General features: G+C 65.8%; 15 protein-coding genes. 6 read left to right on the top strand and 9 right to left on the bottom strand.

The genetic code is table 11. From position 1 onward, the window contains the following. Positions 1-229: 229 nt before the first annotated feature. Complete coding sequence (gene dnaN, locus H7F51_RS17700) at positions 230-1,348, top strand: DNA polymerase III subunit beta (protein WP_185665655.1); 1,119 nt, start codon at positions 230-232, stop codon at positions 1,346-1,348. Positions 1,349-1,679: 331 nt separating this feature from the next. Here the strand turns inward: dnaN and H7F51_RS17695 are convergent, their stop codons facing one another. After that, complete coding sequence (locus tag H7F51_RS17695; protein WP_185665654.1) at positions 1,680-2,990, bottom strand: FAD-dependent oxidoreductase; 1,311 nt, start codon at positions 2,988-2,990, stop codon at positions 1,680-1,682. A gap of 318 nt (positions 2,991-3,308) precedes the next feature. Here H7F51_RS17695 and H7F51_RS17690 point away from each other — a divergent pair, with 318 nt between their 5' ends. The 5 genes from H7F51_RS17690 (at position 3,309) to H7F51_RS17670 (ending at position 12,717) form a co-directional block, all read left to right on the top strand. Next, the gene (locus H7F51_RS17690; RefSeq protein ID WP_425491052.1) at positions 3,309-5,798 is read left to right on the top strand and encodes an EAL domain-containing protein; all 2,490 of its coding nucleotides are present in this window, start codon (positions 3,309-3,311) and stop codon (positions 5,796-5,798) included. Positions 5,799-5,951: 153 nt separating this feature from the next. Further along, on the top strand, positions 5,952-8,099 hold the full coding sequence (locus H7F51_RS17685) for an EAL domain-containing protein (protein WP_343061327.1): 2,148 nt from the start codon (positions 5,952-5,954) through the stop codon (positions 8,097-8,099). Between the two features lie 59 nt (positions 8,100-8,158). After that, positions 8,159-9,976 (top strand): translation elongation factor 4, encoded by a 1,818-nt coding sequence (gene lepA, locus H7F51_RS17680; RefSeq protein ID WP_185665651.1) that lies wholly within the window; start codon positions 8,159-8,161, stop codon positions 9,974-9,976. Positions 9,977-10,170: 194 nt separating this feature from the next. Then, the gene (locus H7F51_RS17675; RefSeq protein WP_185665650.1) at positions 10,171-10,776 is read left to right on the top strand and encodes an SGNH/GDSL hydrolase family protein; all 606 of its coding nucleotides are present in this window, start codon (positions 10,171-10,173) and stop codon (positions 10,774-10,776) included. A gap of 9 nt (positions 10,777-10,785) precedes the next feature. Further along, complete coding sequence (locus tag H7F51_RS17670) at positions 10,786-12,717, top strand: acyltransferase family protein (protein WP_185665649.1); 1,932 nt, start codon at positions 10,786-10,788, stop codon at positions 12,715-12,717. A 578-nt stretch (positions 12,718-13,295) separates the two neighbouring features. Here H7F51_RS17670 and H7F51_RS17665 read toward each other — a convergent pair. The 8 genes from H7F51_RS17665 to H7F51_RS17630 form a co-directional block, all read right to left on the bottom strand. Further along, a complete protein-coding gene (locus tag H7F51_RS17665; protein ID WP_185665648.1) occupies positions 13,296-13,967 on the bottom strand; it encodes a hypothetical protein in 672 nt (223 codons plus the stop codon). A gap of 74 nt (positions 13,968-14,041) precedes the next feature. Continuing rightward, entirely contained in the window at positions 14,042-14,506 is a 465-nt protein-coding gene (locus tag H7F51_RS17660) for a low molecular weight protein-tyrosine-phosphatase (RefSeq protein ID WP_343061326.1), read from the bottom strand. Between the two features lie 68 nt (positions 14,507-14,574). Beyond that, positions 14,575-15,861: a GGDEF domain-containing protein gene (locus H7F51_RS17655; RefSeq protein WP_185665646.1), complete on the bottom strand. Its 1,287-nt coding sequence runs from the start codon at positions 15,859-15,861 to the stop codon at positions 14,575-14,577. A 59-nt stretch (positions 15,862-15,920) separates the two neighbouring features. After that, entirely contained in the window at positions 15,921-16,358 is a 438-nt protein-coding gene (locus tag H7F51_RS17650; RefSeq protein ID WP_185665645.1) for a hypothetical protein, read from the bottom strand. Positions 16,359-16,460: 102 nt separating this feature from the next. Next, complete coding sequence (locus H7F51_RS17645; protein WP_185665644.1) at positions 16,461-17,135, bottom strand: TadE/TadG family type IV pilus assembly protein; 675 nt, start codon at positions 17,133-17,135, stop codon at positions 16,461-16,463. Then, positions 17,132-17,743, bottom strand: a complete 612-nt coding sequence (locus tag H7F51_RS17640) for a TadE/TadG family type IV pilus assembly protein (protein ID WP_343061331.1) — start codon at positions 17,741-17,743, stop codon at positions 17,132-17,134. Before H7F51_RS17640 ends, H7F51_RS17645 begins: the two co-directional genes overlap by 4 nt. A 5-nt stretch (positions 17,744-17,748) precedes the next feature. Then, positions 17,749-19,758 carry a TadE/TadG family type IV pilus assembly protein gene (locus H7F51_RS17635; protein WP_185665642.1) on the bottom strand — a complete coding sequence of 670 codons (2,010 nt, stop codon included), beginning with the start codon at positions 19,756-19,758 and terminating at the stop codon, positions 17,749-17,751. A gap of 262 nt (positions 19,759-20,020) precedes the next feature. Next, positions 20,021-20,465, bottom strand: a 445-nt coding sequence (locus tag H7F51_RS17630) for a GcrA family cell cycle regulator (protein WP_221774218.1), incomplete at its 5' end; no start/stop codon positions are given.

The following is a 20,465-nucleotide window of genomic DNA, read 5'->3' as shown; positions in this document are numbered from 1 at the left end:
CCGGTGCCGCAAGCCCTTCGCGGAGGCGAAGGGCGCACCCAGCAAAGACTCGCGGGCGGCGTATGGATCCGGCCAACGCACAAAGCTCACGCATTTATCCCCAGATTGAAGGCATTGCAGGCGCGAGATGCTTGCCGCGGGGGCTGTCGGCGTTAAGACAGGTGGTCCGAATTCTTGACGGCCCTGCCGCGATTCCGCGCCTTGGCCGACCGAGGGGACAAGAGACCACATGAAGGCCACCATCGAACGCGCGACGCTCCTGAAGTGCCTGTCGCACGTCCAGTCCGTCGTCGAGCGCCGCAACACCATTCCGATCCTCTCGAACGTGCTCATCGAGGCTTCGGGTGCCGGCGCGGTCAAGATCATGGCGACCGACCTTGACCTCCAGGTGGTCGAGACGATGAACGCCGTCTCGGTCGAAGGAGCGGGGGCGATCACCGTTTCGGCGCACCTGCTGTTCGACATCGCCCGCAAGCTGCCCGATGGTTCGCAGGTCAGCCTCGAGACGGCCGACAACCGGATGGCGGTCAAGGCCGGGCGCAGCCGCTTCTCGCTGCCGACCCTGCCGCGCGATGATTTTCCGGTGATCGTGGAAGGCGACCTGCCGACCAGCTTCGAGATCCCGGCCCGCCTGCTGGCCGAACTGATCGACCGCACCCGCTTCGCGATCAGCACTGAGGAAACCCGCTACTACCTGAACGGCATCTTCCTGCACGTGACGGATGACGAGCTGAAGGCGGCGGCCACCGATGGCCATCGCCTCGCCCGCTACACGATCGCGCGCCCCGACGGGGCTGAGGGCATGCCCGACGTCATCGTACCGCGCAAATGCGTGGCCGAGCTGCGCAAGCTGCTCGAAGAAGCGCTCGATACCAACGTGCTGATCGACCTTTCGGCCTCGAAGGTGCGCTTCACGCTCGGCGGTGAGAACGGGGTCGTGCTGACCTCCAAGCTGATCGACGGGACTTTCCCGGACTACAACCGCGTCATCCCGACCGGGAACGACAAGCTGCTCAAGCTTGATCCGCGGTCGTTCTACGAAGGCGTCGACCGCGTGGCGACCATCGCCACCGAGAAGACCCGCGCGGTCAAGATCGCGCTGGAGCCTGACCGCGTGACCCTCTCGGTGACCTCGCCCGATAACGGCACGGCCGCCGAGGAACTGCCGGCAGACTACAAGGCGAGCGGCTTCGAGATCGGCTTCAACGCCAATTACCTCAAGGACATCCTCAGCCAGATCGACGGCGACAATGTCGAGCTGCACCTCGCCGATGCCGGGGCACCGACCCTGATCCGGCAGGACGACAACAGCGCTGCACTCTACGTGCTGATGCCGATGCGCGTCTGACGGCCAGCCCTTGCGGGCAGGAATGATTAAGAGGGCCTGCCCGGAGGGGCGGGCCCTTTTCCGTCTGGGTGCTGCACTGCACCGATCAGATTGTTACTGATATGGATGGCATAATTTATTGATTTTTAGAGAATTAGTAGGCGCGCCGGGCGCCGTTATGGACTTGCTGGCGGGAGCGGCGGTAAACCGTGTGCATGGCGCCAAAGGCCTAGCCGCTGAGCGGCGGCACGATGGCCGGCCATTGACTGAATGAGTTCAGACGGGGGCGCATCACCCGTCGGGCCGGGGGTTCAGGCTCCCGGCCCAGGTATCCGGCTTACTTTTAGGCTTTTCAGCCTTTCCCGGCGGCGGCGATCATCGCCTCGATCGCCACGAATTTCTCACGCGGGGCGCCGTCGCGAGCGGCCATTGCCTCGGCCTCCTCGATCTTCTTCCAGTCGCGGAAGCGCACGACCCTGAGGGCGCGGGCCTCGATCAGGTCGTCCAGACCGTCGCAGCCGCGCTTGCAAGACTCGCGCGGCTGGTCTTCGACCATCTTCTCGACGATGGCGAAGCCGTCCGGCCGGTTGGTGCCGATCGTGCCGGAGGGGCCGCGCCGGGCCCAGCCGACGCAGTAGAGCCCGGGCAGGATCCGCCCCTCGTCGTTGGCGAAGCGGCCGGCGGCGATGTCGAACGGCACGCCCGGGATGGGCGAGGTCTGGTAGCCGATGCAGGCGACCACGAGGGCGGCGGGAACGACGTAGAATTCACCGGTGCCGATGGCGCGGCCCGCCTCGACCTTGGTGCGCTCGACCTCCACCCCGGCGACCTGGCCTTCGCCCACGAAGCCCCGCGGCTGTGCGAAGAAATCGAATTCGATCTCCACCAGCTTATCGGCCCGGTAGGATTCGGGGATCGCGGCGAAGCCGCGCAGGAGGGTGACCGATTTGCGCTGGCCGGGTTCGAGAAAGACGTCCTCCCCCTCATCCGGCAGGTCGGCCGGGTCGACCCGGGGGCAGGCCCGTTCGAGGTGCGCCAGCTCGCCCAGTTCCTTGGGCGTCATCATGATCTGGTGCGGGCCGCGCCGGCCGAGAATGATGATGCGGCGCAGGCGCGAGCCGTCGAGCTGGCCCAGCGCATGGGCGACGATGTCGCTTCCGGCGAATTCGCCGCGCGTCTTGGCGAGGATCCGCGCCACGTCGAGCGCGACATTGCCGTTGCCGATGACCACGGCCGTATCGCCGCCAAGGCCGGGGTTCAGTCCTGCATGTTGCGGGTGGCCGTTGTACCAGCCGACAAAGGCTGCGCTGCCGAATACGTTGCCCAACTGGTCGCCGGGAAGGTTGAGCAACTTGTCATGCGGCGCCCCCGTGGCGAGGATGACCGCGTCGTAAAGCTCCTGCAGTTCGGCCACGGAAACATCGCTGCCGATCGTGATATTGCCGATGAACCTGACGTTTTCCGACAGCGCCACGGCCTCGTAGCGCTTCGAGACGCCCTTGATCGACTGGTGATCCGGCGCGACCCCGGTGCGGATCAGGCCATAGGGAACGGGCAGGCGGTCAAACACATCGATCCGGACATCGTCTCCCCACTGCTTCTGTGCTGCTTCGGCCGTATAGTAACCGGCGGGGCCGGATCCGATAATCGCGATGTGACGCACGCCTTGGCTCTCCCGGCCGTGGTTACTGGCCCCCACCAAGCAAGCGCCAATCGGCTGCGAGCGCAAGTGCTATTCTTGCGCCCCGCCGCCCGGTGGCGGGGGACTGGCTTAACCGTTTCGCAAGTGCCCCGGCCCCACAGGGGAACCATGCGGTCTGCAGAAGCTGAACGACATTCCGAGGGTGCGCCCCATTCGGGCGGAGATAGCACTCTTTCCGCGGCTTTCTCCGATTCCGCCGGGCGTAGCCGCGCGTCCACGGCGCGGGTGCGGATGCGCCGCTTCGTGGCTCGTCATGCGATTCCGCCCGAATGGTGGCTGATGGGCCCGGCGATGCTGATCGCGGTTCTGGTCCACGGCTGGGCCTCATGGTCCCTCCCACCGGTGACCACCGGCCTGATCGTGATCGCCGCGGTCGTGTTGACCCTGCTTTCGCCGATCGGCGGGCGCTACGAACGGACCCGCGCGATGACCACGCCGCGGCGATGGGTAATCGTGGCGGCAGTCGTCGTCATGCCGATGTTCGCCTTCGGCACGGCCATGTCGCTGTGGATCGCCGGTGCCCGGCCGCCCGGCTGGCAGACCGGTCCGGCGGCGATGGTGGTGATCGGCACCCTGGCATCGATCCTCTGTTCCGGCCGCCTGCCAACGATGATCTCGGCCCTCTTGGCGCTGTGGTTCGCCAATGCCGTGGTCACGCTCGAGCCGGCGACCATGCTGGCGCTGGTGATCGGCGCGGGGGTCGGGGTCTACATCTCGTTCCGTCAGATCGAGCTCAACCGCATCGCCCAGGCGCGGCAGGAGCAGGTCGAGCGTGCCCAGCAGCGCGCCGAGCTGATCCTGTCCGACTATGAGCTGACCCGGCAGGGCTGGTTCTGGGAAACTGACCGGCGCGGGCTGATTACCTATGTCTCACCGACCATCGCCGAAGTCGTCGGCCGGCCTACCAGCGAACTGGTCGGGCGGCCCTTCGTCGAGCTGTTCGCAAGGGAAACGGACGCGGGCGCCAGCGAGCGGACCCTGCTGTTCCACCTCAACGCGCGGTCCTCGTTCCAGAACCTGCGGGCGCGGGCGGCGAGCAGCGAGGAAGAGCGCTGGTGGTCGATCAACGGCCTGCCGGTCTATGACGATTTCGACAATTTCCAGGGCTTTCGCGGTTCCGGTTCGGACCTGACCGAGCGCAAGCGGTCGGAAGAACATGCCACGCGGCTGGCCCACTACGATTCGCTCACCGGTCTTGCGAACCGGCTGCAGATGTCGAAATCGCTGGAGAAGGTGCTCAATGCCCGCGCCGCCGAGCACCGGGCCTGCGCCGTGTTCCTGCTCGACCTCGACCGGTTCAAGCAGGTCAACGATACCTTGGGGCACCCGGCGGGAGACTCCTTGCTCAAGCAGGTGGCGAACCGGCTCGAGCGGGTGGTCGGCACACCGGGCCGGGTTGGCCGTCTCGGCGGCGACGAGTTCCAGGTGATCATTCCGGGGCGGCTCGAGCGGGAGGAACTGGGCCGGCTGGCGCAGCGGGTCATCTCCACGCTGTCCGAACCCTACCAGATCGACGGGCACCGTGTGGTGATCGGGGTTTCGGTGGGCATCGCGCTCGCCCCTGACGATGGGGTGACGAGCGAGGCCATCATCCGCAACGCCGACCTTGCGCTCTATGCGGCCAAGGACGGCGGACGCGGGCGGCATCACTTCTATGCCCCCGACCTCCACTCCGATGCGGAGGAGCGGCGCCAGCTCGAGCAGGACCTGCGCGATGCGCTGCTGCAGGGCGGGTTGGAATTGTTCTATCAGCCGGTGGTCCATACCGCGTCCGAGACGGTTGCCGGTTTCGAGGCCCTGCTGCGCTGGAACCACCCGACGCGCGGCTGGCTGAGCCCGACCAAGTTCGTCGCCATCGCCGAGGATGCCGGGATGATCGCCCAGATCGGCGAATGGGCTCTGCGCACGGCCTGCCGTGACTTGGCGCATTGGCCGGCCCCGGTGCGGGTCGCGGTCAACGTCTCGCCGCTGCAGTTCGCCAACCCGGCCCTGCCGGCCATCGTCACCAGCGCCCTGGCCTCGGCCGGGGTCGCGGCGGAACGGCTCGAGCTGGAAATCACCGAAAGCGTCTTCCTCAACGACGACGAGGGGACGGACGCGATGTTTGCCGCGCTCAAGCGGCTGGGGGTGCGGCTGGCGCTGGACGACTTCGGCACCGGCTATTCCTCGCTCGGCTACCTGAAGAAGGCGCCGTTCGACAAGATCAAGATCGACCAGTCCTTCGTGCGCGGGGCGACCGAGAAGGGCAGCTGCAACGGGGCGATCATCGCCTCTATCGTGCGCCTGGCCGAGGCGCTGGGCATGGAGACGACGGCGGAGGGCGTGGAGACGCTTGACGAGCTGGACCTCGTCCGTTCGCTCGGCTGCAGCCATGTCCAGGGCTATATCTACGACAAGCCTCTGGCCGCGGCCGAGGCGCGGCAACGGCTGGCGCTCGGCATCACCATCGCGGCCGACGGGCCGCGCTCGACCCGTCCGACACGCCGCACCGTGCTGCGCCGCGTGGTCCTTGAACACGACGGCCATCGCTACGAGGCGACGGTACGCAACATGTCGTCGACCGGGGCGCTCGTCGAAGGGCTGTGGAACGTGCCGGTGGGTACTTTCTTCCACGTGCACCTGACCGAGAAGCTGCGGGTGCGCGCAACCACGCGCTGGTGTGAGGATGGCCGCACCGGTATCGAATTCGTCAATCCGGTCCTGCTGGAGGAGTCCGTGCGCGGCGCCGCCGCAGTGAACGATCCTAGCGAACTGCGCCAGACGGCCTGAAATGCTGGCGGGAATGGCATCCTTATCCATTCATTCATCACCTGCCGTTAAGCGCTGGAACAGGTTGCACAGGGATGTGCGAAAGATCGGCATCCCGCGGGTGGAGACACCGACGTCGTGGTGAAGCGGATTGGCGATCTGTTGCGTAACGCTGTGCCGTCCGGTTCCGTCCGGTTCGAGGCGCTGCCCGAGGAACAGCAAGCCCTACTGCTGCTGCGCGACTACGAGCAATCTGGGCAGGGCTGGTTCTGGTCGACCGATGCCCGGGGGCTGGTCACATATGTTTCCGAAAGCGTGGCGACGGCCTTCGGCTGCTCGCGGCAGGACCTGCTCGGACAATCCTTTCACGCCCTTTTCTCGATCGACCGCGAGGATGGCGAGGATTCGTCGCGCACCCTGCCGCTGATCCTGAGCGCGGCGAAGAGCTTTTCCGACCTCGCGGTGAAGCCGGCCCGCGGCGGCGCCGAGGTTTGCTGGACCATTACCGGGCGGCCGCAATTCGATGGCGGGCGCAATTTCGTCGGCTATCGGGGCAACGGCGTGGATGCCACCGAGCGGCTGCGCAATGCCCGCGATGCCAGCCGCCTCGCCATGTTCGATTCGCTGACTGGCCTCGCCAACCGCCACCGGATGGAACAGCGGCTGGTCAACATGCTGCGCGTCTTCGCCACCACCCAGCGCTCCTGCGCGGTGATCCTGATCGATCTCGACCGGTTCAAGCAGGTCAACGACACGCTGGGCCACCCGGCCGGGGACGAATTGCTCAAGCAGGTCGCCCAGCGCCTTCAGCAGGTCTGCGACAAGGGCTACGACATCGGCCGGCTCGGGGGCGACGAGTTCCAGGTGATCCTGCCCGACGTGGACGATCGCGGCAAATTGGGTGAACTGGCCAAGCGCATCATCTCCATCCTGTCGCAGCCCTATACGGTCGACGGCAGCCGCTGCGTGATCGGCGCATCGATTGGCATCGCCGTGGCCCCGTTCGACGGCGCCACCAGCGAGGCGCTGATCCGGGGCGCCGACCTTGCGCTCTATGCGGCCAAGGGCAGCGGGCGGGGCCGGTTCCGGTTCTATTCGAGCGAGCTGCACCAGTCCGCCGAGAAGCGCCGCCGGATGGAGGAGGACCTGCGCGACGCCCTGGTCCAGAACCAGATCAGCCTGCGCTACCAGCCGCTGGTCTCTGCCCGGAGCGGCACGGTGATCGGGGTCGAGGCGCTGATGCGCTGGAGCCACCCCGAGTTCGGCGACATCTCGCCCGCGATATTTATTCCAATCGCCGAGGAATCGAACCTGATCATTGCGCTGGGCGAGTGGGCCCTGCGCCAGGCCTGCAGCGAGGTCGTGGCCTGGCCGGGCGAGATCCGCGTGGCGGTCAATGTCAGCCCGGCACAGTTCGGCAGCACGAATTTCGTAGGCAACGTCGCCAATGCCCTGGCTCATTCCGGCCTTGCGCCAGACCGGCTGGAGATCGAGCTGACCGAATCGATCTTCGTCAACGACGACGAGACCACCGACCTGACCTTCGCCGCGCTGAAGAAGCTGGGGGTGCGCCTCGCGCTCGACGATTTCGGCACCGGCTATTCCTCGCTTGGCTACCTGAAGAAGGCGCCGTTCGACAAGATCAAGATCGACAAGGGCTTCATCCGCGACGTGACCGTGCCGGGCAGTCGCAATCCGGCGATCATCACTGCCATCGTCAGCCTCGCAAAGGCGCTCGACATGGTGACGACGGCCGAGGGGATCGAGGCGCGCGACGAACTGGACCTGATGCGCGAGCTTGGGGTCGACCAGATCCAGGGCTACATCTATTCCGCCGCACGCGAGGGCGCGGAAGTGGCCGAGGCGCTCGCCACCGGGGCCTGGGTGATTGCTCCCATCGGCCCGGCCAAACAGCGGGCGGAGCGGCGCACGGTGCTGCGCAAGATCGGCGTGATCCACGAAGATCACCGCTACGAGGTGACCATGCGCAACATGAGCCGCACCGGCGCTGGGATCGAAGGGCTGATCAACGTGCCGGTGGGCACCCAGTTCGTCTGCGACTTCGGCGAGGGGCAGTTGGTCGTGGCCCGAGTTCGCCGGTCGGACGGATCCGCCCAGGGGCTGGAGTTCGAGAACCCGCTGGTCGACGATGGCGCCGGTGGGCTGTGCACCCGGCACCGGGTCGCGCCATATGTGCTAGCCGCGATGGGAATGCCTTCGGGCGTGAACCACGGGGCGATCGTGGCGCTCAACAATATCGGGCACATGAGCATGCCCAGGTTCGGAGCCGTGGATACCTCGAAGGCGATAAGAGCGGCCTGAAGCGGTGCTCGTGATTCCGCGGTCGTGACAGGGCGGCAATGCGCTGCTAACGGCGCGGGATGACCGATCTGGCCCGCATTCGCAATTTTTCGATCATCGCGCACATCGACCATGGCAAGTCGACCCTGGCCGACCGCCTGATCCAGTTTACCGGCGGCCTGTCGGAGCGCGAGATGAGCGCGCAAGTCCTTGATAACATGGACATTGAGCGCGAGCGCGGGATCACGATCAAGGCGCAGACGGTGCGCCTCAACTACAAGGCCAAGGACGGGCTCGAATATGAGCTCAACCTGATGGACACGCCGGGGCACGTCGACTTCGCCTACGAGGTTAGTCGCAGCCTTGCCGCGTGCGAGGGCGCGCTGCTGGTGGTGGACGCGGCGCAGGGCGTCGAAGCGCAGACGCTGGCCAACGTCTATCAGTCGATCGAGCACGACCACGAGATCGTGCCGGTGATCAACAAGATCGACCTTCCCGCCGCCGAGCCGGAGAAGGTGAAGAACGAGATCGAGGAAATCATCGGGCTCGACGCCAGCGATGCGGTGATGACCAGCGCCAAGAGCGGGATCGGGATCGAGGACGTGCTGGAAGCGGTGGTCAAGAAGATCCCGCCGCCGCAGGGCGACCGGGCCAAGCCGCTCAAGGCCATGCTGGTCGACTCCTGGTACGATCCTTACCTCGGCGTGGTCATCCTCGTCCGCGTGATCGACGGGGTGATCAAGAAGGGCCTGAACGTGAAGTTCATGGCCGGGGGCACCGAACACCTGATCGACCGGGTGGGCTGCTTCACCCCCAAGCGGATCGACCTGCCGGAAATCGGCCCGGGCGAGATCGGCTTCATCACCGCGCAGATCAAGGAAGTGGAACAGGCCAAGGTCGGTGACACGATCACCACGGTCAAGCAGGGCGCGACCGACGCGCTGCCGGGCTACAAGGAAGTCCAGCCGGTGGTGTTCTGCGGCCTGTTCCCGGTGGACGCGGCCGACTTCGAAAAGCTGCGCGAAAGCGTGGGCAAGCTGCGGCTGAACGACGCCAGCTTCTCCTACGAAATGGAAAGCTCGGCCGCGCTCGGCTTCGGCTTCCGCTGCGGCTTTCTGGGCCTGCTGCACCTCGAGATCATCCAGGAGCGGCTGACCCGCGAATACGACCTCGACCTGATCACCACGGCGCCGTCGGTGGTCTATCGCATCCAGCTGCGCAAATCGAAGACCGAGGATGCCTGCGAGATACTGCTGCACAACCCGGTCGACTATCCCGATCCCAGCCGGATCGAGCAGATCGACGAGCCGTGGATCAGGGCGACGATCTACACGCCCGACGAATACCTCGGCTCGATCCTCAAGCTGTGCCAGGACCGGCGCGGCATCCAGACCGGCCTGACCTACGTGGGTGGGCGCGCCCAGGTGCAATACGAACTGCCGCTCAACGAAGTGGTGTTCGATTTCTATGACCGCCTCAAGTCGATCAGCCGGGGCTATGCCAGCTTCGACTACGAGCAGATCGGGCTGCGCGAGGGCGACCTCGTCAAGATGAGCATCCTCGTCAACGCCGAGCCGGTCGATGCGCTGTCGATGATCGTCCACCGCTCGGTGGCCGAAGATCGCGGCCGCCACATGTGCGAACGGCTCAAGGACCTGATCCCGCGCCACCTGTTCAAGATCCCGATCCAGGCCGCGATCGGTGGCAAGGTGATCGCCCGCGAAACCATCGCCGCGCTGCGCAAGGACGTGACCGCCAAGTGCTACGGCGGCGACATCACCCGCAAGAAGAAGCTTCTGGAAAAGCAGAAGAAGGGCAAAGCGAAGATGCGCGAATACGGGAGCGTGAGCATCCCGCAGGAAGCGTTCATTGCCGCGCTCAGGATGGGTGACGAGTGAGCGAAGGCGCCTAGCTGCGGATTGCGCAGCAAACGGTAGCCTGGGCGCCGGTGCGCCCAGGCTACCGACGGCTTGGCTGGCTGTTCGACTGGATCACGATGGCGCCAAATCGTTGAGATACGAGGTGTGGTTGGTAATCGCGCGCTGGTCACCTAACACGACGCCTCGCAAAGACAGCGTTGGTGATTCGCCGAATGAAGAAGTTGACCATTTTTCTGGCCGCCATAGCTTCATTCGAGCTGGTTCTGCTGAGCCCTCTTGCGAAGGACAAGCACCTTCGGTTCCAGTACACCCAGACGCTCGCACGCTGGTTGGCAAAGGCTCACCACCCCAACGCTGTGTTTTTGGGGGACAGCCTCACCGCCGGGGGGCTCAACTTCAACGACTGGCGGGACGTCAACCTCGGCTCGAACGGCCTCCAAACCTATCAGATTGCGGCCGGGCTGAAGATTGCCGACAAGTTCCAGCCCGTCCGGATTTCGGTGCTGGCGGGGATGAACGACGCAATCCGTGGCCCGTTGGACGAGGCGCAACTGCATTCAAGCTGGCGCGCCATCTGTGCAGACCCGCGCGTTGTGGTGACCTTGCCGCCACCAACAGGCGTCGATGAATTCAATCAACGCCTCGACATGGTTCGGGACATCATTCGTGCCGAATGCACGGCCCGTCCCCTCATCGTCATTGAAGGTCTGGCCGACGCCTCCGGCAGATTGCGCCCTGGCATTTCGGACGACGGCGTACATCCCGGCGAAGACTTCTACTCGCGTTGGCGCGATCAGCTCGCACGGGCGGGTATTTAGGGCGCCGCAATGGATTCTCTGGTCAAAGTGCCGCTCGACAAGAGGCAACACGGTGTCGGTACCAGTTATCGCCCCGACATTGATGGCCTTCGTGCTGTTGCAGTCACTGCAGTCGTACTCTTTCATGCCGGCGTCCCCTTTTTCAGTTCCGGATTTTTCGGGGTCGACATTTTTTTCGTAATTTCGGGTTATTTACTCGGACACATTATCTGGCGGGATACTCAGGCAGGACGCTTCAGTCTTACCGATTTCTATGCACGGCGCGCCCGGCGCATTCTTCCGGCGCTCGCAGTCGTGCTCGTCTTCATTTTGGTCGCTGGGGCTTTCACGCTCTCGTCGTCGGAATACGAGCGGGTCGGGGTAAGTTCGAGCTACGCCTCCCTCGCCATATCGAACATTCGATTCTGGCGCGTAATCAATTATTTCACCCCTGACGCCGGGCTCGATCCGTTGCTGATGACATGGTCCTTGGGGGTGGAAGAGCAGTATTATGTGCTTTTCCCATTGGCGCTGATGATTCTGAGCAAGTCACGAAGTAAGGCAATCGTCTTCGTTTTAGTGATCGCTGTCATCTCGCTCACCGCTGGATTGGTGGCGACACACCGGTATCCTGCCGCCGCCTTCTACCTGCTGCCTTTCCGCGCTTGGGAGCTGCTTGCCGGGGCCGCATTGGCAATCAAGCAGGATGTTTTTCGACTGCGGGCATCTGGTTTTGTGGCCAACGCACTTGGGGCGGGAGCCCTGGTTATTCTGGCCCTATCGCTGACGATGTTCTCGGAATCAGATCCGCTTCCCGGTTGGCGCGCAATTTGGCCAGTCGCAGGAACGGTCGCCGCCATTGCCGCGCGGACTTCGCAAGTGAACACGCGGTTCCTCGGCTCCAAGCCTCTAACGTGGATCGGCCTGCGCTCATATTCATGGTACCTCTGGCATTGGCCGTTGCTGGCATTTCTTCGCATCTGCACTCCCCAGGAACCGAGCGCATGGATGATTGCGGCCACCGTTGTCATTTCCTTGACCGCAGCGCATTTTTCCCTTCGCTGGATTGAGACTCCGTTCCGCCGGATCACCTTGCCCTCGGGCCACGTACTTGTCCGCTACGCAGCCTTGGTGATTTGCCTTGCCGGCTCGGGCGCAGCGGTGAGACTAGCACACGGCCTGCCTTGGCGCCTCAGTGAGAAAGCCGCACAGGTCGTTGCCGAGGATAAGGGCGGCATCTGCGTAGCTTATGCGGGTTCGGCACACCCTAATCGCAGCGCAGAATGCATTGCCCCACCCCGACCGAGCCAGAGCACAATCGCTATAGTCGGCGATAGCCACGCGGGCGCTCTGTCTCCTGGCCTTCGTGAATCGGCCCAGCGCCACGGTTGGTCGACGGACGTTCTCGCGAAGGCCGGGTGCCCCGTGATTCTTGGAGTTCAAAGCAAGGAGCCGGATGACCCGACAGCAGTTCCCGACTGCGCGTCGTTCACCCATGAGGCGCTTCAGATCGTTTCCAACGACCCTTCGGTTAAGGTGGTGATCCTGGCGGGCTATTGGGATGCCCGTGCGGGCGAAAGTTTCGAGATCGGATTGCGCCAGACTATCACTCGCCTGCAAGCCGCGGGGAAAGCCGTCATCGTGATGCAGGACTCCCCGGCCTGGAGTGCTGATCCAGCGCGGTATGTGCTTACGCGTGAAATCGGGATGCGACGCTGGCTAGCCAGCTTAGCCGGCGATCGCGGAGCCCCTATGGCCATCGCGCCTGGCCAAGGCGATCGCTCTGCTTATGGCATCGCTATGGAATTGCGCGTCCTTTTCCTGCCGCTTCGTGAGGTATTCTGCGGTGCTACCTGCAGGTTTGAGGATAGATCCGGGGTGCTGTTCACGGACAAGCATCATGTGTCCGCGTTAGGCGCTAGAATGGCGATTGCTCGGTTCGAGAATGCAATCTTCCGTTAGGGTGGTTCACGGAGCTACTTCGTGAACGGTGCTTCAGGGGCGCATGACACCGGCGAGCCAAAGCAATTGAAGGTTCGCATGAGCGTGGCCTTCGACAGGCTCAGGTTGCGCGGGTGCTGTGGCCGGGGCGGGAATGTCGGGGGTATGGGGGCTTCGGTCGCAGGTGGCGGCGTTGTCGGCAATCTGGTCGGGCTGGTTAGATGTGGCATTGCGCTGTGCAAGCGATTGAACACTGTTCGGGCGTCGCAATGCCCACCCCCGGCCCCCCGCTCCCAGCGGGAGGGGAGTTTGGGTGCGCTGTCGGGACCCGCTTGCCTTGATTTATGCTCTGCGCGTGGGGTGGGATGGATCCTGAGCCGCAAGGCTGGCGAAGCCAAACAGGTTCAGGATGACTTTGCCTGAGAGGTTAGCAGGAAGTCCGGGTGCGGCCTATCGCCGGGAGACGTTCCGGGGTGCAGGGGTTTTGACCCCTGCGTTCTTTTCCTTGCTCTGGAATTGGCCCCTCCACCACGGCCTTTGGCCGCGGTCCCCCTCCCCATTTGTGCCTTTGGCAAAAATGGGGAGGATCTGATTGCCGGTCATTCTTCGCCTAGCTTGATGCCCAGCCTTGTGCGGTCGGCTTCGTGGGCGGCCTGGTAGCGTTCGTAGAGTTCGCGGGTTTCGGGGCTCATGGATTCGCGCAGCTGGCGGGCCATGGTGTTGAGGCGGGCGGTGATCCTGGCGTGGGTGGCGGCGCTGTCGGGACTTTCGGCTTGTTGTTCGGCTTCCCATTGCTTGCGCCACTGGCGGCGGAGGCGTTCTTCGTTTTGCTGGCGGACGATACCCATGCCTTGCGCCGAGGCGGCGAAGCGGGTGGGGGCGCGGTTGCGCAGGAGGAACATGAGGAGGCGGTCGTTGTAGACGCGGCGGGAGCCGATCAGTTTGCCGTAGGAATAGACGGGGACCTCCTCGCCGTTGAGGGCGCGGTCCATGGCGAGGTCTTCGAGGCGCTGGATGCCGTGGGCGAGGGCCTGTTCCCAGGCCTTGCGGAAGGAGGCGGCCTGGGGGTGGCGGCGCAGGTGGTAGGCGCCTTCGGGGGTCATGTTGACGGCGTGAGCGGCGGCGCGGACGCTGCCGGTGGCCATCAGGGCCTCGATGAAGCCTTTCTGGCGTTCGGGCGACCAGCCGTCGTGGCGCTTGCTGTGGCGGGGGACAGGGAGGAATTCGGGCGGCTGGGCGGTGCCGAGGGCGGGGCGGGACTTGTCGATCATCGCGGGGCCTTTCGGAAAGAGGGCCGGCGATTGTGCCTGAGGGGCGGGGTTGTAGGACAGTGGTTTGTTGGCGCTCAGCGCTTCAGGAGAGTGACGAGGGCCCGGGCTGCTTCGTCCACCTCTTCCCATGTGCGCATGAAGTCTTCCGCCTCGCCCCAGTAGGGGTCGGCGACGGGCTGGCCGTAGCGGCCGGGGACATGGTCGAGCAGCAGGGCGAGGCTGGCCGTGGCGCCGGGCGGGGTGAGGCGGGTGAGATCGGCGAGGTTCTGTGTGTCGAGCGCGAGGATGTGAGTGAAGCGGGTGAAGTCCGCCTTTGCGACCTGTCGGCCGCGATAGGGGGTGATGTCGATCCCGTGGCGGGCGGCCTCGGCCACGGCGCGGGGATCGGGCGGGGAGCCGACGTGCCAGTTGCCGGTGCCGGCGCTGTCGGCCGTGCAGGCAAGGCCCGCCTCGGCGGCGCGGCGGCGGAAGGCGGCTTCGGCCAGGGGGGAGCGGCAGATGTTGCCGAGGCAGACGAAGAGGAGGGCGGGCTGGCTCACGCTCCTGCGGATAGGGGGCGGGACGGGGCCCTGTCCAGCGGGAAGGGCGGTCAGGCGGGCGGTGGTCGTCAGGCGGCTCGGGGACTGTGGGCGGGGGCGCAGCCTTCGGGTCCGCAGGCGTTTTCGGGGCCGAAGGTGCCGTTGGGGCAGGCGGCGTGGCTCAGCAGGTAGCGCGAGCATTGTGCGGCCTTGGGGCTGGGCAGGTTGACCTTGCCGCCGCGGGCGATGGCGATGCGGTTCCGGCCCTCGTGCTTGGCGTGGTAGAGCGCCTCGTCGGCGGCCTTGAGCGCGGCGCGGGGATCGTCGTAGGCGAAGACGTCGGCAATGCCGGCGGAGAAGGAGACCTTGCCGAAGGGCACTTCGGTGGCGCGGTTGACCATGCGGCGCTCGGCAAGGTCGGAGCGGGTCTCGTCGAGCAGTTCGTAGGCCTGGGCGAGATTGCGGCCGCGCAGGACCACGACGAATTCCTCGCCGCCGTGGCGGGCGACGTGGCACGTGTCGTCGGACAGGGCGGCGAGGGCGTGAGCGACGGCGCGCAGGACCCGGTCGCCCGCCTCGTGGCCGTGAGTGTCGTTGATCCGCTTGAAGCGGTCGATGTCGCAGAAGGCGACGCAGAGCGGCTCGCCCGAGGCGGTGGCGGTGACGATCTCGCGGTCGAAGCGGGTTTCGAAGGCGCGGCGGTTGGGCAGGCCGGTGAGGTGGTCAAGCTCCGCGTCGCGGCGCGATTCCTCGAGGCTGCGGTGGAGCTGGCGGGTTTCCAGCTCGGAGCGGGCGAGCTGGCGCTCGATCACGCAGGTGCGCTCGATCATGGTACGGGCGAGGGCGACCATCTCGGTCATCGCGGCGCCGGCCGTGGCGAGGCCGTGGAGATCGTCGACGTGGATCTGGAGGGCCTGGCCATATTCACTGGTGGCGGTGCGGGCATCGACCGTGGTGCGGCTGAATTCGACGATGTTGCTTTCCAGCTTGTCCATCAGCCGGGTCATGGCGCGGGCCTCGTCTTCCGGGCGGGCGGCGGCGTGGAGGCTGGCGAGCCAGTCGGGCGTGACCGGGTGGCCGGACCGGCGCCGTTCCTCGATCGCGGCGGCGAGGCGCGGGTCCTGGCCGGAGGTGCTGTCGAAAGCGGCGGCCAAGGTCTGGTGCGTGGCGGGCAGGCGGTGGAGGGCTAGGAATTCTCCGATCTCGCGGCCGGCGAGGCGGCAGGCGGCGACCAGCGCATCGCCATCGCCCGTGGCCGGATCGTCCGGCGTCGGGGCGGCGGTCAGGGCGGGGGACGGCGCGAGGCCCAGCCAGTTGCGGAACGACCAGCGCTGGCGCGGCTGGCGGGGGGCGGGGCTTGATGCGTGCGCGTCCATGCGAACATGAACGCGCGCGGCTGCCGGTTTTTAATAGGGAACGGCCCGTAGGGCGGCGTTCAGCAGACCGAGCGCTGGACGCTTTTCAACGACCAGTCGGTCTCCGACAGGAAGGTCGAGTGTTCGCGGCGCAGATATTCGACGCGGGCCGGGGTGAGGTAGTGGTAGAATTCGACGCCGGCCTTCTCCCCGTCGCACCAGCGCACCATGCCGGTCAGGGATTCGCCGGTTTCCAGCCGGATCAGCACGGCGGTCATCGGCGCGAGGTTGAGGCCGCCGGTGGTCATGCAGCAGCCCTCGGGGGTGATGTTGACGAGGGTGACGCCGCCGTCCTGCGGCCGGACGCGGGCCGGGACGGGTTCGCCGCCCTCGGAAGCCTCGCCGTCTTCGGCGGATTCGGGCGTTTCGGCGCTGTCGTTGCCCGGCGAGGTGCAGCGGGCGTGAAGGGTTACCCGCAGGCGTTCGTTTCTCCGGGGGGACCACGCACCGTCAGACACCAGACAATCTCCTTCTGTCCGATTAGGGATAAGTGCTGAGGGTAAATCTGCTGCTAACGAGCGGACGAAATTTGCCGCCCCTGCCCTCGGCTCAGCGCAAAGTCAGCACGAATAGACGGTGGCGACCGGCGAGGGATTGTAGATCTGGGTAAGGTCGCGGTCGTCGCGCACGTACATGGCGGCGGCGCGGTAGATGACCGGCGAGGCGGCGTTGCCGATGCGGAAGAAGATCGGCTGGTACTGGTAATAGACCTCGACGAACATCACCGCCGACTGGCTGTCGGCCGTGACGACGGTGGCGGCCGGGCCCATTCCGGCGAAACTGGTGCCGGTGATCCCGGTCCCCTGCGTGCCGTATTTCGAGGTGCCGGTGGTGTAGGAGCCGCGGCAGCGCTGCCAGTGAATCCACTGGCCGCCCGAGGCGTTCTGTTCGAGGCTGGAGACGATCACCCGGCCGTTGCTAAAGACCTTGAGGCCGGGATAGACGACGTCGACCTGGCTGAGCGCATCGCCCACGTCGTATTCGCGCATCATCGCGCCGCTGGTCCCGGTGGACTGCTTGGCGCGCGAGGTGTTGTCGGCCACCTGGATCGCGACCTGGCTGACGCGGGTATAGACCATGGCCATGTTGGCCAGTTCGATCGCGCCGAGGCCCATGGTGGTCAGCAGCGGGGCAAGCAGGGCGAACTCGACCGCGGAAACGGCAGCTCTGTCGCGCAGCAGATGCAGCAGATATCGCAGGGGCGTGCGGCAGCCAATCACGGGCAGGCCAATCACGGGCAAACCTGGGTCGTGGACCAGCCCGGCTGGCTGGCGAAGGGCTGGTTGCGCAGGATCGTGGTCGCCTTGATCGTGGTCGTGGGCGAGAGCTTGAGGTAGGTCGCGGCCGGGATCAGGCTGGGATAGGTGACGGTCGCGGTATATTCGACGACATCGTTGGCGCCGCCGAGCCCGCCGCGGCCGCCGTCAGCATTCCACACCCCGTCGCCATTGGCATCCTGGAAGCATTCGTTGGCATCGTGCTGGCCGTTGCCGTTGCTGTCGGTGAAGTCTTCCGGTTTGCCGACCGCCGAGAAATTCTGGTAGTTTTCGCGGGTGAAGCTGACCCCGGCCGAGGGCAGGATCGCGTGGACCCGGCTGCTGACGAAGGCGTCGATCGTGGTCTGGCCGCTCTGCGCGGTCTGCAGGCTGGAATTGCGCCCGGCCTGCTGCATCGCGCCTTCGAGCACCGAGCGCATGTAGACGTTGAGCCCGAATTCGATCGTGCCGAGCAGCAGCATCAGCAGGACCGGCATGATGATCGCGAATTCGACCAGCGCCGCCCCGGCCCGGTCGGCCGCGAGCGTGCTGCAGCCGGCGCGGAGGCGGCGAGGGATCGTGCCCACGCCGGTCAAGACTTCAGCCTGAGATCGGCCACTTGCGCGGCGATGGTGCGGAAGGTGGTCTGCAGGGTCGAGGTGTCGCTGGCGTAGTAGGCCCGGCCGGACGAGGCGCAGGAGGTCATCTCGGTGGTCAGCGACTGGCCGAAGCCGATCACCCAGACCGTGTAGCCCATGTCCTTGGCGCGCTGGCAGGCGGCGAGGTAGCGGGCATTGTGATAGGGCTTGAGATAGCTGTCGCAGGACGTGCCCGTCGACGCGGTTGCGGGTGCGACGCGGTGATCGAGATATTCGAGCCCGTAGGCCGAATAGAGCGAGCTGCAGTAGGGCGACATCTCGCCGTCGGTCAGGAAGATGATGTGGCGGCTGACCGAGGTGAGATTGCCCGAATTGACGTTGGTGGCCATGATCCCGCTGGGGTTGGCGAGGCGCGCCCCCCAGATCATCCCGATATCGTGATAGGTCCCACCCCAGGCGTAGAGCGTGCCGAGATAGGTCTCGACCCACGAGGGCACGGTGGTCTTGTTTGTGGTGTCGACCGTGGTCAGCTTCTGCGCGGCTGGCACGCAGTACTCGGTCATGCTGGCGATGTTGCTCGACGTGTCGAGCGTGGCGCTCTGCCCGCGATCGAACACGAGGTTCGAGACATAGGGCTTCCACTGGGTCGAGGCCGTGGTCGTGGGGGCACTCGTCACGTCGAGATCGGTCGCGCTGGCGGAAATCGCGGTGGGATCGATCAGCGAATTGACCGTGCTGCGCTCCTCGATGCACCCGGTCCAGGTGTAGCTCGAGCTGGTGACGTTGCTCGTGCCGGCGAGACCGGCGAGCGCGACCGGATCGTAATAGCCCGTGGTGTAGCCAAGGGCGGGAACGGTGGAGTTGGAATTGACCCCGGTTGCGAGGTTGACGGCCGAGAGCAGCTTGATCGACGAGGTGTCGACCGAGGACTGGGCGTAGCGGTAGGGCGTGTTGCTCAGCGAGTAGCTGCTCAGGGTATAGCTTGTGACCGCAGTCGAGACCTTGCGGATGCAGATGCCGATGTTGATCTTGTCCCGGCCTGTGCCCAGGGTCGCGGTCTTGGTCCAGGAACTGAGCGAATAGGTGATGGTCGTGACGTTGGACGGCGCCGTGCCGCTGGTGGCCGGGTTGCTGCCGGATGAGGGGTAGTCGTTGTTTGCATAGCTGTCGCAGTCCCCCGACGCGAGGTTGAGCAGCGTCTCGTAAACGACTGATGGTGTGCCGGTGGTGGCGGTGTAGTTCGGCTTGTCGAACTTGTAGAGCTTGGTCTGGTAATTGTTGGCGCTGGCCAGATAAGCCTGCGGGATGTCGCCCGCCGAAACCAGGTTCTTCATGTTGACCGTGCCGGCATAGGGCACGAAGCCGAAGCGCACGCGGGTGGTGCCGCCGGTGGGGACGGCCGCGGCGATCGTGTAGTAGAACGAGCGGATCGCCGACTTCAGCCCCTCGATCTTGGAGGTCGAGCCGGAATCGCACGACGTGCCATCGGGCTTGCAGGCCATCGAGCCGGTGGTGTCGAGCACCATCATCACGTCGATGTTGGAGATCTGGAACTCGGCGCTGCACGAGGCCGAGAGAGCGAAGTTGTTGGTCCCGAAGATCTTCATGATCGTGGTCGGGACCGTGGTGGTGGCCGTGGCGCTGATCACCCCGCTGCCGGTATCGGTGGGGGTGAAGGTGGTGCCGGTGGCATTGGCGCTCTGCGAGGTGCCGTTGAAGTTGAAGTTGAACATCCTCGACGCCTTGCCCTGCTCCGTGGTCCCGAAGGTTCCGGACTTGGCCGAGGCGCGGCGGCCGGCGAGAACCCCGGCGTCACAGGCGTTCTGCAGCGCGGTCTGCGCCATGTAGGCGCGGCTCATGTCGATCCCGCCGCCGACGAGGATCAGGATTGGCGGGATGCAGGCGGCGACCAGCGCGAGGACGTTGCCGGCGCGATCGGCCGCGAGCCGGGCGAGGAAAGTGCCCCGGCCGGCTCCGCTCAGTTTTCGCAACAGGTTAACCATTGGGGATGCCGCCGACCGTCAGTTCGGCGGACGGCATAGCCCCTTGGCGGTTAACAGTTCGTTTGGGCGTATTGGCGGGGTGCGCCTTCGATGTCCGTCGAAGGCTTGCGGCGAGTCTTTTGTTGGGTGCGCCTCCTGCATCCGCAGGAGGCTTGCGGCACCAGCCCGCTCGCCGGCCTGACCACCCAGATTGTACCGTGAGTGGTCGGGCCGGGGGAGCGGGCCGGTGCCGGGTGAGGTTAGAAGTTGGGCCTCTGGCCGGTCAGCGCACGCGCGGGCCGCCGAAGGGCAGCGGCGGGGGCGCACGGCGGGCGCCGCGCGGGAGCTGGGCCTGGTAGGCGCGGCCGCAATGCTCGACGCAGTATGGGAAGCCGGGGTTCACCTTGTCGCCGCAGAAGTGGAAGTCCGGCTCGCCCGGGTGGCCCATCGGCCAGCGGCAGATGCGGTCGTTGAGGTCGAGCAGGCTGGTCTTGTCGGCAATTTCCGGGCTCGGCTTGGCCGGCACGAGGCGGCGCGGCGGGGCCGGGGGAATCGGGGCCTGCTGGTCGCCCGGACCCTGGCGGAGGAAGCCGCCGGGGCCGACCGAGACGATGCGCGGCGTGTTTTCGGATGCCGGGGCGGCCGGCTGGGCCGGCGCGGCAGCGGCCGGCGCCGGGCGCGGCGGGGCGACCGGGGCGGGACGGGGCGCAGGCTCGGCCGCCTTTTCG

The organism is Novosphingobium flavum (assembly GCF_014230315.1).
In the GTDB taxonomy this organism is placed as follows: Bacteria; Pseudomonadota; Alphaproteobacteria; order Sphingomonadales; family Sphingomonadaceae; genus Novosphingobium; species Novosphingobium flavum.
The sequence above is the reverse complement of the archived record's forward strand: the minus strand, read 5'-3'. Positions and strand labels throughout refer to the sequence as shown.

Bases quoted from the DNA above. Each gene is read 5' to 3' on its own strand.
- lepA (WP_185665651.1), top strand. From the start codon at position 8,159: ATGACCGATCTGGCCCGCATTCGCAATTTTTCGATCATCGCGCACATC.
- H7F51_RS17655 (WP_185665646.1), bottom strand. From the start codon at position 15,861: ATGGACGCGCACGCATCAAGCCCCGCCCCCCGCCAGCCGCGCCAGCGC.
- H7F51_RS17635 (WP_185665642.1), bottom strand. From the start codon at position 19,758: ATGGTTAACCTGTTGCGAAAACTGAGCGGAGCCGGCCGGGGCACTTTC.
- H7F51_RS17675 (WP_185665650.1), top strand. From the start codon at position 10,171: ATGAAGAAGTTGACCATTTTTCTGGCCGCCATAGCTTCATTCGAGCTG.
- H7F51_RS17690 (WP_425491052.1), top strand. From the start codon at position 3,309: ATGGGCCCGGCGATGCTGATCGCGGTTCTGGTCCACGGCTGGGCCTCA.
- dnaN (WP_185665655.1), top strand. From the start codon at position 230: ATGAAGGCCACCATCGAACGCGCGACGCTCCTGAAGTGCCTGTCGCAC.
- H7F51_RS17665 (WP_185665648.1), bottom strand. From the start codon at position 13,967: ATGATCGACAAGTCCCGCCCCGCCCTCGGCACCGCCCAGCCGCCCGAA.
- H7F51_RS17670 (WP_185665649.1), top strand. From the start codon at position 10,786: ATGGATTCTCTGGTCAAAGTGCCGCTCGACAAGAGGCAACACGGTGTC.